Source organism: Curtobacterium sp. MCPF17_018 (assembly GCF_003234135.1).
In the GTDB taxonomy this organism is placed as follows: Bacteria; Actinomycetota; Actinomycetes; order Actinomycetales; family Microbacteriaceae; genus Curtobacterium; species Curtobacterium flaccumfaciens.
Genome location: NZ_QKSJ01000001.1, coordinates 212685 through 225654, shown reverse-complemented (window position 1 = coordinate 225654; position 12970 = coordinate 212685). Strand labels below are relative to the sequence as shown.

Below are 12970 nucleotides of genomic sequence, written 5' to 3'. Positions count from 1 at the left end.
GAATCGTCGGCTGGGGCGCGTCGGAGCGACAGGTCGTGACCACTCGAGGCCGGGCCGACGGGGAGTCGTGACCGCTCCACCGCGCCGTGGGGGGGGGGTGGGGGAGCCCGCTCGGACGGCGGCGCGGGCAGCCGCAGGTCGGACGCGTCAGTCGGCGTCGGGCTCGGCGTCGGGCTGCTTCTTCGGGGCCTCGAGCTCGGTGGCGACGATGCGAGGTGCCTCGGACATGAAGCGCCGGACGTCCAGGTCCACGATGATGTCCTGCGGCCGGAGCGGACGGGTGAGGAACAACCCCTCGAGCGAGGTCAGCCGCGACAGCGCCACGTAGGTCTGGCCTGCGCTGAACACCCGGTTGCCGAGGTCGACCACGGCCCGGTCGTAGGTGCTGCCCTGCGACTTGTGGATGGTCACGGCCCAGGCGAGCCGGAGCGGGAACTGCTGGAACTCCCCGACGGTGTCCTTCTTGAGTTCCTTCTTGTCCGCGTCGTACGAGTACTTGAACTTCTCCCACACCGACGGTTGGACCTCGAACGACTCACCGTCGACGTCGACCCACACGGTGTCACGGATGGCCGTCACGATGCCCAGGGTGCCGTTCACCCAGCGCTGGTCGGCGTCGTTGCGCAGGAACATCACGTGCGCGCCGGGCTTCAGCTCGAGGGCTTCGTCGGCCGGGAAGTTCCGTCCGCCGAAGTCGCCGTTGACGTCGGCCTTGGCGGTCTTCACCTTGCCGGGCAGCCGCTCGAGGGCCGCCTTGTTGATCCGGGCGACCGTGTCGTTGCGGGTCGCCAGGGTGATGGCGTCGTCCGGAGCCGGACGTGCCCCGGCGGTGTTGAGCTGTTCGGCGATGTCCGCGGTGACCCGACCGTGCCGGACGGCGGTGAGCATCGCGGCGAAGGCGTCGTCGCGCTGCCGGTGCACCGTGGCGAGCTCGATGATGTTGAGCTCGGCCTCGAGCCACACCTTGGCGTCGAAGAACCACATCGACCGGTAGTGGTCGGTGAAGTAGGCGCGCTCGTCGGCGTCGCCGGGGACCGGGGGCAGCTGGTACGGGTCGCCGAACATCACGACCTGGACGCCGCCGAACGCCTCGAACTGCCGACCACGGGCCTTGCGAAGCGACCGGTCCATGCCGTCGAGCAGGTCGGCGTTGACCATCGACACCTCGTCGATGACCAGGGTGTCGATCGTGTTGAGGAGCTTGCGGGTGTCCGGGCCCTGCCGCAGCTCGGCGTCGGCGATGAGTCCGATCGGCAGCCGGAACAGGGAGTGGATCGTCTGGCCGCCGACGTTGAGCGCGGCGACCCCCGTCGGGGCGCAGATGACGACCTGCTTCTCGGTGTTCCAGGACAGGTGGTTGAGCAGCGTCGACTTGCCCGTGCCGGCCCGGCCGGTGATGAACACGTGGTCGCGGGTGTGCTCGATGTACTCGAAGACCGCGCGCTGTTCGTCGCTCAGCTCGATGCTCATCGGGCGTCCGCCCCGGGCGAGGGTTCGAGGTCGTCGCTGCCGTCGTCGAAGTCCAGGTCGTCCTGGTCGACACGGGCAGCGGCGCCGGCGGCGACGGTCTCACCGTTGGCAGCCGCGTCAACGGCGTCGACCGGGTCTCCCCCGTCACGCCGCAGCCGCACGAGCACCACCACGACCACAACCACCAGGAGCAGCACCCCGGTGATGATCAGCACGAGGCCGGCCCGGGCCTGGTCGACGAGCGGATCCGGCCCCCACGTGCGGCCCATCGCGCCGAACCACGAGGCCTGCAGCAGCCCGAGCGGCCCGCGCATGGCGATCCCGAGGGAGACCGTGCCGGCCGCGATCACCACGGCCCCGACGATCCGGACGACCGCGGCAGCCGTGGTCGGACGACGGTGCCCGGCGGGGATCGGTGTGCAGAGCGTCGGGACGGCCAGCAGCCCGACCAGCAGGAACAGGGCGTCGCTGACGGTGCGGCCGGTGGGGTCGCTCACCGACCACCGGACGGCATCGGTGGCGAAGAAGGCCCACCACAGGGCCGCCGCGAGCAGGAACGCGGGGAACGGCTGCGCCAGGTACCGCACGGACGGGTGCTCGACGATGACGTCGGTCCACTCACGCACGCCCGTGCTGTCGTCGCCCCGGGGGTGCACGGCGACGCGGATCAGTGCGACGGGTGCCGCCGCCCACACCAGGGCGGGGACCACCAGGCCGAGCAGCACGTGGGCACCGACGTTCGCCGAGACGAGGAACCGGTCGTACTGGTGCAGCGAGCCCGAGGTCGCGACCACGAGGGACACGACCGCCAGGGCCGCGGCGATCGAGCGACGCGCCGGCCACCGCACGCCGCTCCGCCGCAGTCGCACGACGCCGGCCACGTAGGTCGCAGCGAGCAGCACGGCGGCCATCAGCCAGAACAGGTCGATGTTCCACTGGGTCAGCCAGCCCCACGCACTGGGCGCGTGCGGCAGCAGGTCGTCGGTCAGGAGCTCCGCCGGGCTCGGGTCGGTGGTCTTGCTCAGGGCGATCTGGCCGACCGGCGTGGCGGTCCGTCCGAGTGCCGCGGCGAACCCCGACGCCACACCCATCACCGCGAGCTCGACGACGATGAGGGTCCAGAAGGGCCGCTGCCGACCGGGCGAGGTGGTCAGCGCACGGATGGCCCGACGGCGCTGCACCGCGCCGAGGACCCCCATGGCGACGATCGCACCGATCTTCACCAGGACGAGCGTGCCGTACGGGGTGAACAGGTTCGACAGCGCCCCGACGCGGATCTGCGCCGACGCGGTGCCCGAGACGGCGACGAGCACGAAGCAGCCGAGGGCGATGCTCGAGTACCGGGCCACCACCGCGGCCAGCCGGTCACCGGGCAGCACACCGCGCAGCAGCACGAGCATGACGAGCCCACCGACCCACAGCGCCGCACCGACCAGGTGCAGCCCCAGTGCCGTCACGGCGGCGTCGTGGCTGGCGGTGCCGGCGGCGTGGCCCTGCTGCGCGAGCGGGACGAGGCCGATCATCGAGACGCCGGCGGTCAGGGCGACCATGCCCCGCGAACGGACGGCGAAGCAGAGCACCGTGACGGCCGCGGCGACGAGGACGGTCACGAGCCAGGCGAGCCCGAGCTCCGTGCCGGTGAGGAAGACCCCCATCGACTGCCCGAACTGCTCGTCGATGCTGATGCGCGAACCGGCGACGCTGAGGAACGTGCAGAACGTGGCGACGGCCGACGCGACCGTCCAGACGCCACTGGCCCCGGCGGCGACGTCGATCGCGCGGTTCCACTCGGGGCCGGAGCGCGACAGGCCGATGGTCGCCAGCACGAGCCCACCGATCGTGGTGGCCGCGGACAGGTCGACGACGAGTCGGGCGATCGGCAGTCCGAAGCGGACGACGGGCCCCGGGTCGGCGATGAGTGCGGGGTTCGCGCCCCCGCCGATGACGAGTGCCGTGAGCAGCGCCACGAACCCGACGAGCAGGAGCACGGCGGGACCGGCGATGCGCGCGATCCGATTCACCCGTCAAGCCTAGGCGGTGCCCACCCGGCCGACGGACGGGGCAGGCCGATCTGTGCAGACCGGCACGGGCCTCCAGGCAGGACGCGCGCACCTGGCGCACGCACGCGGGCTCGCCCGAGCAGACGTCCACGGACGCACCGGGGAACGACGAAAGGGACGGCCGAAGCCGTCCCTCCCGATGCGTGGAACAGTCTTACTTGACCGCAGCCTTGAGCTTCGAGCCGGCGCTGACCTTGACCGAGTCGCTCGCGGCGATCTCGATGGCGTCACCCGTCTGCGGGTTGCGGCCGGTGCGGGCGGCGCGGTGCGTCTTCTCGAAGGCGATCCAACCGGGGATCGTGACCTTCGTGCCGTCCGCGACGGACGACGAGACGACGCTGAAGAGCGCGTCGACGACGCCGTTGACGGTGGCCTGGCTCTGGCCGGACTCAGCGGCGACGGCAGCGACGAGCTCGGTGCGGTTCAGTGACTTGTCAGCCATGGATGTCCTCCTCGGACTTCTTGCAGTATCGGTCGGACGCACGTGTCGTCCGGCGCCCGGAGCGGTTGCCCCGTGCCACGGTGCCAGTGGGCCGAGGGCCCGGCGGAACCGGAGTTGAACCTACCAGCCGCCGGGGGTGAAAACCGCCGACTCGCCCGGATTTCCGGGGTTGTCGGGGCTCCGAGGGGGTGCTGGAGGGGCAGATGTGACGAATGACGGCTCGCATGTACCCCGTACACAGCGAACGCCCCGCCACCAGGAGGTGACGGGGCGTCGTGTACTGCGAGTGCTTACCAGGAGCTCTTCGTGATGCCGGGGAGCTCGCCGCGGTGGGCCATGTCACGGAAGCGGACACGGCTGATGCCGAACTCACCGAGGTGGCCACGGGGGCGGCCGTCGATGGCGTCGCGGTTGCGGTACCGGATGGGCGATGCGTCGCGGGGCAGCTTCTGCAGGCCCACGCGGGCGGCCTCACGCGACTCGTCGGTGCCGTTCGGGTCCACGAGGGCCTTCTTCAGCTCGAGACGACGCTCGGCGTAGCGCGCGATGATGACGGCACGCTGGTTGTTCTTCGCGATCTTGCTCTTCTTCGCCATGCTTAGCGCTCCTCACGGAAGTCGACGTGCTTGCGGATCACCGGGTCGTACTTCTTCAGCACGAGTCGGTCGGGGTTGTTCCGACGGTTCTTCTTGGTCACGTAGGTGAACCCGGTGCCCGCCGTCGAGCGGAGCTTGATGATCGGACGGATGTCCTGACCCTTTTTCGCCATCAGATCTTCTCCCCACGGGCGAGGAGATCCTTGACGACGGACTCGATGCCACGTGCGTCGATCACCTTGATGCCCTTCGCGCTGAGCGTGAGCGTGACGTTACGACGAAGCGAGGGCACGTAGTACGTCTTCTTCTGCACGTTCGGGTCGAAGCGACGCTTCGTCCGGCGGTGCGAGTGCGAGATGTTGTGACCGAAGCCGGGAACGGCGCCGGTCACCTGGCACACTGCTGCCATGGTTTCCTCCTGAGGTACCGTGCGACCGGACGGCCGCACCCAAGTTCACTTGCCTGGTGCACACGCGCACTGCCACCGGGGTGGCCGTGCGAGGGGGTTGTGTGCACCGCCCAGGTCCGCATCACCTGTCGAAGGAGAGCCGGACACCGCGCGACCGCGGCGTTCGCGACGGTCGGAGGGCTTGGAACAACGGGTCCGCCGCGCGGACGCGGAGAACCAGGGGTCCACGTTACGCGAGGACCGGGCGTGTCGCAAGCCGGGCCTCCAGGCCTGGAGGCCCGTGGCGGCCGGACAGGGCCCCTCACGCACCAGCGTGGTCGCCCTCACCGCCCGCACGACGGCGCGGGAGCCCGACCGGTGCCATGAGCAGGTACCGCTCCCGCCGGATCCAGTACAGGCCCGTCTCCCGCCGCTCCGCCCGGGTGGCGAACCGGTAGTGGAACATCCGCGCACGGACCCAGCGCGGCGGTTCCCCGTCGAACGGGTCGTGGGCGAGCAGCCGCAGCGTGGGCCGGTCGGCCTCGAGCAGCCGCACGACGAACACCCGGAACCACCGGTCGTCGGCGCCGAGGGCCAGGAACCACATCAGCCAGTCGAGCCGCAGGTGGTACGGCGCGAACTGGCCGGGCCGACGCCTCGGGTCGCCCGGCTTGCCGCGGAACTCGTACGGTTGCCAGTCCTCGTCGGACGGGTCCTCGGCCAGGGTCCCCTCGACGACGACCTCGTCGCGCTGCTGCGTCACGCTGCCGAAGGCACCGTAGGCGTTCGCCAGGTGCCACCGGTTGAACGAGGCGTTCATCAGCTGCCGCCGAGACACCAGGTTCTTCGCGGCCGGCCAGGACAACCACGCGAGCAGCACCCCGACGGCGACCGTCACCGCGACGAAGGAGACCGGCGTCGCGGTCGGCCCGGCGTCGACGGAGTCGTGCAGCCAGGGCAGCACCGCCGCCACCGACCGGTCGTCGATCGCGGCGAAGGTCAGGACGAGGGTGATCCAGTTCAGCCAGGCGAAGTTGCCGGAGACCACCAGCCAGAGCTGGGTGAGCAGGACGAGGGCGGCGGCGATCGACGCCACGGGCTGCGGCGCGAAGAGGAAGAACGGCACGACCAGCTGCACGAAGTGGCTGCCGAGCGTCTCGAACCGGTGCACGGGGCGGGGCAGCAGGTGGGCCGTCCGCGACATCGGGTTCGGCATCGGCTGCGTCTCGTGGTGGTAGTACAGCGCCGTCAGGTCGCGCCAGGAGCGGTCCCCGCGCATCTTGATCATGCCGGCACCGAACTCGAGCCGGAACACCAGCCAGCGCAGCGCGACGAGCACGACGATCGGCGGCGCGACGTCGTCGGAGCCGAGGAACGCGACGGTGAACAGCGCCTCGACCAGCAGGGACTCCCACCCGAAGGCCCAGAAGGTCTGCCCGACGTCGGAGATCGACAGGTACGCCAGCCAGAGCAGCAGGAAGCACAGCATCGGCACCCACCACGGGGCCCGTTGCGGGACCCCGACGACCAGGGCGAAGGACACCACCGCTCCCCCGCCGGCGAGCAGCCGCAACCGGTTGTCGGTGTAGCGCCACCACCGCCAGACCACCGGCAGTCGGCGGGCGTACGGGCGCTCCATGAACCGGGGCACCGGGAGCAGGCCGTGTTCCCCGACGAGCACCGGGAACTGGGCGAGGGCGGACAGGAAGGCGAGGCAGGCGATCGCCGCGACGCCGCGCTGCACCACGAACCGGGCGACGTCGTAGTCGGACGCGCCCGCCCACTGCGTCCAGGCTGCGAGGTCCACGGGCGGGACGCTACGCCGGGCGGGCTGCGGCTCGTCTCGGCGTCTCGGCGTCTCATCGGACGCGTCGCCTACGGCGCCTGCGTCGGCTTGGGCGCCAGCGCCTGCACCATCAGCTCCCCGAGCTGCTGCGGCGCCGTGAACATCGGCCAGTGGCCGGTCTCGAGCCCGACGATGGAGAGTTCCTCGGTTGCGACGAGCTCGGCCGCCCAGGCCTGGTGGTCCGCCACCATCGCCAGCAGCTCGGCGGCGGGGATCTCGCAGGTGATGATCGTCGCGGGGATCGTGTGCCGTGCCGCGTCGGCGTAGTGGAACCGGTCCGACGGCACCGAGGCCGGCTCGGGGATCGCCCGGCGCTCGACGTCCTGCCGGACCTCGGGCGTCATTCCCCGGACGGTGGCGGGTTCCCAGATGTCCCACGACGGCAGCGGCACGACCCCGTCGACCACGGGCAACTCGTCGTTCACGCACCCGCCCTCGGGCCCCGGGAACGTGTCGACGTAGAGCAGGTGCGCGACGAGCGACGGGCGCTGGTCGGCGGCCATGTACGCGATCGGCCCGGCACCCGAGTGTCCGGCCAGCACGACCGGTTCGTCGGCGGACGCGACGTCGTCCAGGATCGCGACCAACGCGGCGACCTGCTCGTCGAGCGTGTCGCCGTCGCGCGTCACCGCCTGCACCGAGTGCCCGGCCTCGCGGAGCACCGGGGCGACGTCGTCCCACGCGCTCGCGTCGAGCCAGAACCCGGGGACCAGGATGACGTGCATGCGGGGCAGGTTACTCGTCGGTGGCGGCGGTCGCGCGGGCTGCCGTGCAGACGGCGCACTCGCCGAAGATGTCGACGACGTGGCTGGCGTTGGTGAACCCGTTGGCGGCGGCGACGTCCTGCGCCCACTGCTCCACCGGGTCCGCCTCGATCTCGACGGTCCGGCCGCAGTTCCGGCAGATCAGGTGGTGGTGGTGGGCGTCCGTCGTGCACGCCCGGTACAGCGATTCGCCGTCCTGCTGCAGCGAGTCGGCGTCGCCCTCGGTGGCCAGGTCGGCGAGCGCCCGGTAGACCGTGGCCAGACCGATGGTCGAGCCCTCGTCCCGCAGGTGCTGGTGCAGCGCCTGCGCACTGACGAACCCCTCGGTGGAGTCGAGGGCACCGCGCACCGCTTCGCGCTGCCACGTGTTCCGCTTGGTCTTCTGCACGGCGTTCATGCTGACACCTCTTCCTTCCAACCGGCTGTCGACGTCGTCCCTGCCTGGAGGCCCGGCTCGCTTCCGCCACGCTGGTTCCGGCCGGCGACGCGGTTGCGTCCCCGCCTGTCGCGTCGCGACCCGATGATCCGGCAGACCACCCAGATCGCGAACGAGATCGTCGTCACGTACGGGCTGATCGGCAGGCCGCCACCCAGTGCGAGCAGGATGCCACCGACGACCGACGTCACCGCGAACACCGTCGACAGCACCGGCACGACGACCGGGTGCGAGCTGAGGCGCAGGGCGGCCGCCGCCGGGGTGACGAGCAGGGACAGCACGAGCAACGCACCGACGATCTGCACCGACACGGCGGTGGCCAGCCCGAGCACGAGCATGAACACGATCGCGAGGGTGCGCACCGGGATCCCCGCGGCCGCAGCGACGTCGGGGTCGACCGAGGCGAACATCAGCGGGCGCCAGATGACGAGCAGTGTCGCCACGACGATCGCGGCGACCACGATCAGGAACGTCAGCTGCGGGTTGTCGACCGAGACGATCTGCCCGGTGAGCAACCCGAACTTGTTGGCGGCCCGGCCCTTGTAGAGCGCCAGGCAGAGGATGCCGAGCCCGAGCCCGAACGGCATGAGGACGGCGATGATCGAGTTGCGTTCCCGGGCACGCGACCCGAGGACGCCGATGAGCAGGGCGGCGATGACCGACCCGACGAGTGAGCCGGAGACGACGTTCACCCCGAGCAGCAGCGAGGCACTGGCCCCGGCGAACGAGAGCTCCGAGATGCCGTGCACGGCGAACGGCATGTTCCGGGCGACGACGAACGGGCCGATGAGCCCGCCGACGATGCCGAGCACCGCGCCGGCCCAGATCGAGTTCTGCACCAGCGCGAGGAGCTGGCCGTAGTCCTGGAACGAGAAGACGGTCGACAGCAGGTCCATCAGATCCGCCCCTCGTCGGGCTGGTCGGCGTGCGGGTCGACTTCGCCCGGGTGGTGCTCGTGGGCCTCGTTCGCCCCGACGATGACGATGCGCCCCATGGTGCGGACGACGTCGACGGGCGTGCCGTACAGGTCGCTCAGGACGTCGGCTCGCAGGACCTCGTCCGGCGAACCGATCCGGAACCGACCCCCGGCGATGTAGAGCACCCGGTCCACGACGTCGAGGATCGGGTTCACGTCGTGCGTCACGAAGAGCACGGCGGCCTCGCGCTGCCGGCGCTCGCGGTCGATGAGCTCGGTGATCCCGCGCTGGTGCCGCAGGTCGAGCGAGATGAGGGGTTCGTCGCACAGCAGCAGGGCGGGGTCGGCGGCGATGGCCTGCCCGACGCGGGTGCGCTGCTGCTCGCCGCCGGAGAGCTCGGCGACGGGGGCGTCCGCGAAGGCGGTGGCGCCGACCTCGTCGAGGACCCGGTCGATGCGCATCCGGTCCGACTTCGAGGCACGTCGGATGCCCCACCGGTGCCCGGTCACGCCCTGGGCGATCATGTCCCGCGCGCGCAGGGGCGTCCCCGCCTCCATCAGACGCTGCTGCGGGATGTAGCCGATCTTCCGGTGGCCGCGGTGCACCGGCTGCCCGAGGAACGACATCGTGCCGCTCGTCAGCCGCTGCTGCCCGAGGACGGTACGGAGCAGTGAGGTCTTGCCGGCGCCGTTCGGGCCGAGGACCGCGACGAACTCCCCCGGCGCGAGGTCGAGGTCGAGGCCTGCCCAGAGCTTCCGGGCGCCGTAGGACAACCCGGCATCGCGGAGCGCGAGGACCGGACGAGCCGCAGCCCGGTCGTCCACCGTGGTGGTCGCCGGGCCGTGGGTCGCCGCTGCTGCGGTCGAGGTCGTCACTTCTGGAGCGCTGCCTTCACCGCGTCGATGTTCGCCTGCTGCCACGAGACGTAATCCTGCCCCTTGGGGAGCGTCTCCGTGACACCGACGACGGGGACGTCGTTCTGCTCGGCCGCCTTCTGGACCTGTTCGGTCTCGGGGCTCGACGCCTGGTTGTTGTAGGCGAGCAGCTGCACGCGCTTACCGGTGAACAGCGCGAGGGTGTCGCGGAGGGCCGCCGGCGGGACGTCGTCGCCTTCCTCGATGGCCTCGGAGAAGTCCGGCGGGGTCTCGTTCTCGAGCCCCATCGCGTCGAACAGGTACCCGGGCACCGGCTCGGTGTACGCCACCTTGTCGCCGGAGTCCTGCTTCTTGACGGCGTCGGTCTGGGACTCGAGGTCCTCGAGCTTGGTGGTGAGCGTGGCGGCGTTCTTCTCGAAGGCGTCCTTGCCGCTCTCGTCGAGCGCGCCGAGGTCCTTCGTGACCGCCTCGACCAGCTTCACCATCGTCGGGTAGCTGTAGAAGACGTGCTCGTTGAACTCGGCGTCCCCGCCCTCGTCGAGGCCGGAGAGCTTCACGACGTTGATCGTGTCGGCCTTGGTGTCCGAGGCGTTCGCGAGCGTCGTCATGAAGTCGTCGTACCCGCCACCGTTCTCGATGAGCAGGTCGGCCTTGGAAACGGAGAGCTGCGTGCGGGCGCTCGACTCGAACGAGTGCGGGTCCTGCGACGGGTCGCTCAGGATGCTCGTCACGGTGACGGCGTCGCCACCGATGGTCTTCACGATCGAGCCGTAGACGTTGGTGGAGGCGACGACGTTGATCGTGCCGTCACCGCTGGCCTCCCCCGAGGCGGACGAGGTGGCGCACCCGGTCAGGGCGAGCGCGGCGGCGCCGGCGACGAGCGGGAGGGCGAGGAGGCGGTTGTGCATGGCACGACGCTAACGCCTACTGATAACGATTGTCAAAACCGCTATGAGGGCTCTCAGCGCGACCGGGAGACGGACGGGAGGCCCGGTGCCAGCTGGCACCGGGCCTCCCGTTCGAACGACGCTCGCGTCTACGGCTTGGTGGCCGCGTCGATCGTGTTCTCGGCGATCGTGTCCTCTTCACGCCCGGGGGTGCGGAGGTTCCACTTCTTGATCACGAAACTGAACAGGAAGTAGTAGACGACCGCGTAGCCGAGGCCGATCGGGATGAGCCAGATCGCCCCGTCCGCCTTGCCGAAGTTCAGCACGTAGTCGATCGCACCGGCCGAGAACGAGAATCCGTCGTGGATCCCGAGGGCGTTCACCAGGGCGAGCGAGGTGCCCGTGAGCACCGCGTGGATGACGTACAGCGGGAACGCCACGAACATGAACGAGTACTCGAGCGGCTCGGTGATGCCGGTCACGAATGAGGTGAGGGCGGCGGAGAGCATGATGCCGCCGACGAGCTTGCGGTTCTGCGGCTTCGCGTTGCGCCAGATCGCCAGGGCACCGGCGGGCAGCGCGAACATCATGATCGGGAAGAAGCCGGTCATGAACGTGCCGGCCGTCGGGTCGCCAGCGAGGAACCGGTTCACGTCGCCGTGCACGGCGAGGCCGTCCGCGCCGGTGAAGCTGCCGAGCTGGAACCACGGGAAGAAGTTGAGCAGCTGGTGCAGGCCGACGGGGATGAGCATGCGGTTCGCGAACCCGAAGATGCCACCACCGATGACGGCGTTGTCCGCGACGGCCTGACCGGCTGCGGTGAGCGCGATGTCGAAGTAGCGGTACACGAAGGACATCAGGACCGCGATCACGAGACCGGCGGCTGCGGTCATGATCGGCACCAGACGGCGACCCGAGAAGAACCCGAGGAAGTCGGGCATCTTCGTGCGGTGGAACTTCTCCCACAGCACGGCGGAGACGAGACCCATCACGATGCCGCCGAGGACACCGAAGTTGATGGTGGCAGGGTTGCCGGCGGCGTCCTTCACCCCGTCGAGCACGATCGGCGACATGGCGGCGAACACCTGGTACATGACCATGTAGCCGACGACGGCCGCGAGCGCGGTCGTGCCGTCGGACTTCTTGGCCCAGCCGATCGCGATGCCGACCGCGAAGAGCAGCGGAAGCCATGTGAACACGGCCTGTCCGGCGGCCGCGATGATGGTCGCGCCCTGCTCGAAGCCGGGGATCGCACCGAGCATGTCGGACTGGCCGAGGCGGAGCAGGATGCCCGCGGCAGGCATGACCGCGATCGGCAGGAGCAGGCTCCGTCCGAGTCGCTGGGCGTTCGCGAAGAACCTGGACTGCTTCTTCTTCGGCTTCTTCTCCGGCACATCCGTGGCAGTGGTGGCGCTCATCGGAGGTCCTCTCGTCATTGGGTGGAGCTGTCGGGGTGAGTTGAGTCGTGCAGCCAGCGCAGGTAACCTCGGCGGTGTCGCCAGGTCCGGTCCTGTCCGGTCATGACCAGTTCCGTAGTCTGATCCGCGAGCGGTCCGGTGTCAACCTGCGACGCAAACCCTTAACGAGGAGGAAACGATGGCCGACATCAAGGCAGCCGACATCATCGCCGCACTCGGCGGTGCCGAGAACATCGAAGAGGTCGAGGGCTGCGTCACGCGCCTCCGCGTCGAGGTCGAGGACGGGGACCTGGTCGACAAGGCTGCCCTGCAGGCCGCCGGGGCCCAGGCCGTCGTCGGTGGTGGCACCGGCTGGCAGGTCATCGTCGGCACGGTCGCCGACAACCTCGCCCAGGACATCCAGGACGAACTGTGACCGTCGTCCGCACCCCGTTCGGCGGCCCGGTCGTCGCCCTCGCCGACGTGCCCGACCCGGTGTTCGCCGGGCAGCTCGTCGGTGCCGGCGTCGCGGTCGACCCGACGGGCGTCGAGGGCGCGGTCACCGCGGTGGCCCCGGTCGACGGCACCATCGTGAAGCTGCACCCGCACGCGTTCGCGCTGCAGGGCACCGCGGGCACGGACATCTTGGTGCACGTCGGCATCGACACCGTGAAGCTCTCCGGCGAGGGCTTCGAGCTCCTCGCGACCGAGGGCGACACCGTCACCGCCGGTGACCCCGTCGTCCGGTTCACCCCCTCGGTGATCTCGGCAGCCGGGTACTCGCCGATCTGCCCGGTCGTCGTGCTCGGTTCGACGCCGGACAGCGTCGACCAGGGGACGGTGGGCACCACGGTGCTCGACGGCGACACCCTCTTCGAGGTCTGAGGGGTCT

The 12970-nt window shown here is 70.3% G+C and carries 15 protein-coding genes; 2 read left to right on the top strand and 13 right to left on the bottom strand.

What is annotated here, in order from left to right; translation table 11 throughout:
* Window positions 1–147: 147 nt before the first annotated feature.
* The 13 genes from DEJ27_RS01100 to DEJ27_RS01040 all read right to left on the bottom strand — a co-directional run bounded on the left by DEJ27_RS01100 (window position 148) and on the right by DEJ27_RS01040 (window position 12099).
* Entirely contained in the window at window positions 148–1470 is a 1323-nt protein-coding gene (locus DEJ27_RS01100; protein WP_071246239.1) for an ATP-dependent RecD-like DNA helicase, read from the bottom strand.
* Window positions 1467–3491 carry a cytochrome c oxidase assembly protein gene (locus tag DEJ27_RS01095; RefSeq protein WP_111090146.1) on the bottom strand — a complete coding sequence of 675 codons (2025 nt, stop codon included), beginning with the start codon at window positions 3489–3491 and terminating at the stop codon, window positions 1467–1469. Before DEJ27_RS01095 ends, DEJ27_RS01100 begins: the two co-directional genes overlap by 4 nt.
* 193 nt (window positions 3492–3684) lie before the next feature.
* Window positions 3685–3972: an HU family DNA-binding protein gene (locus tag DEJ27_RS01090; protein WP_017886454.1), complete on the bottom strand. Its 288-nt coding sequence runs from the start codon at window positions 3970–3972 to the stop codon at window positions 3685–3687.
* Window positions 3973–4262: 290 nt separating this feature from the next.
* Entirely contained in the window at window positions 4263–4568 is a 306-nt protein-coding gene (gene rpsN / locus DEJ27_RS01085; RefSeq protein WP_017886455.1) for a 30S ribosomal protein S14, read from the bottom strand.
* Between the two features lie 2 nt (window positions 4569–4570).
* Window positions 4571–4741 (bottom strand): 50S ribosomal protein L33, encoded by a 171-nt coding sequence (gene rpmG / locus DEJ27_RS01080; RefSeq protein WP_017886456.1) that lies wholly within the window; start codon window positions 4739–4741, stop codon window positions 4571–4573.
* Window positions 4741–4977 (bottom strand): 50S ribosomal protein L28, encoded by a 237-nt coding sequence (rpmB, locus tag DEJ27_RS01075; protein ID WP_027464952.1) that lies wholly within the window; start codon window positions 4975–4977, stop codon window positions 4741–4743. Before rpmB ends, rpmG begins: the two co-directional genes overlap by 1 nt.
* A gap of 301 nt (window positions 4978–5278) precedes the next feature.
* Complete coding sequence (locus DEJ27_RS01070; protein WP_110858675.1) at window positions 5279–6763, bottom strand: lipase maturation factor family protein; 1485 nt, start codon at window positions 6761–6763, stop codon at window positions 5279–5281.
* 68 nt (window positions 6764–6831) lie between these two features.
* Window positions 6832–7527: an alpha/beta fold hydrolase gene (locus DEJ27_RS01065; protein WP_110858674.1), complete on the bottom strand. Its 696-nt coding sequence runs from the start codon at window positions 7525–7527 to the stop codon at window positions 6832–6834.
* A gap of 10 nt (window positions 7528–7537) precedes the next feature.
* The gene (locus DEJ27_RS01060; protein WP_027464954.1) at window positions 7538–7963 is read right to left on the bottom strand and encodes a Fur family transcriptional regulator; all 426 of its coding nucleotides are present in this window, start codon (window positions 7961–7963) and stop codon (window positions 7538–7540) included.
* Window positions 7960–8898 (bottom strand): metal ABC transporter permease, encoded by a 939-nt coding sequence (locus tag DEJ27_RS01055; protein ID WP_110858673.1) that lies wholly within the window; start codon window positions 8896–8898, stop codon window positions 7960–7962. Before DEJ27_RS01055 ends, DEJ27_RS01060 begins: the two co-directional genes overlap by 4 nt.
* A complete protein-coding gene (locus DEJ27_RS01050; protein WP_110858928.1) occupies window positions 8898–9743 on the bottom strand; it encodes a metal ABC transporter ATP-binding protein in 846 nt (281 codons plus the stop codon). The genes DEJ27_RS01055 and DEJ27_RS01050 overlap by 1 nt, the downstream gene beginning before the upstream one ends.
* Window positions 9744–9790: 47 nt before the next feature.
* Complete coding sequence (locus tag DEJ27_RS01045; protein ID WP_110858672.1) at window positions 9791–10702, bottom strand: metal ABC transporter solute-binding protein, Zn/Mn family; 912 nt, start codon at window positions 10700–10702, stop codon at window positions 9791–9793.
* Window positions 10703–10830: 128 nt separating this feature from the next.
* A complete protein-coding gene (locus tag DEJ27_RS01040; RefSeq protein ID WP_110858671.1) occupies window positions 10831–12099 on the bottom strand; it encodes a PTS transporter subunit EIIC in 1269 nt (422 codons plus the stop codon).
* A 178-nt stretch (window positions 12100–12277) separates the two neighbouring features.
* Between DEJ27_RS01040 and DEJ27_RS01035 the strand changes: the two genes are divergently transcribed.
* Window positions 12278–12514 carry a PTS transporter subunit EIIB gene (locus tag DEJ27_RS01035; protein ID WP_111090145.1) on the top strand — a complete coding sequence of 79 codons (237 nt, stop codon included), beginning with the start codon at window positions 12278–12280 and terminating at the stop codon, window positions 12512–12514.
* A complete protein-coding gene (locus tag DEJ27_RS01030; protein WP_110858670.1) occupies window positions 12511–12963 on the top strand; it encodes a glucose PTS transporter subunit IIA in 453 nt (150 codons plus the stop codon). Before DEJ27_RS01035 ends, DEJ27_RS01030 begins: the two co-directional genes overlap by 4 nt.
* Window positions 12964–12970: the final 7 nt, after the last annotated feature.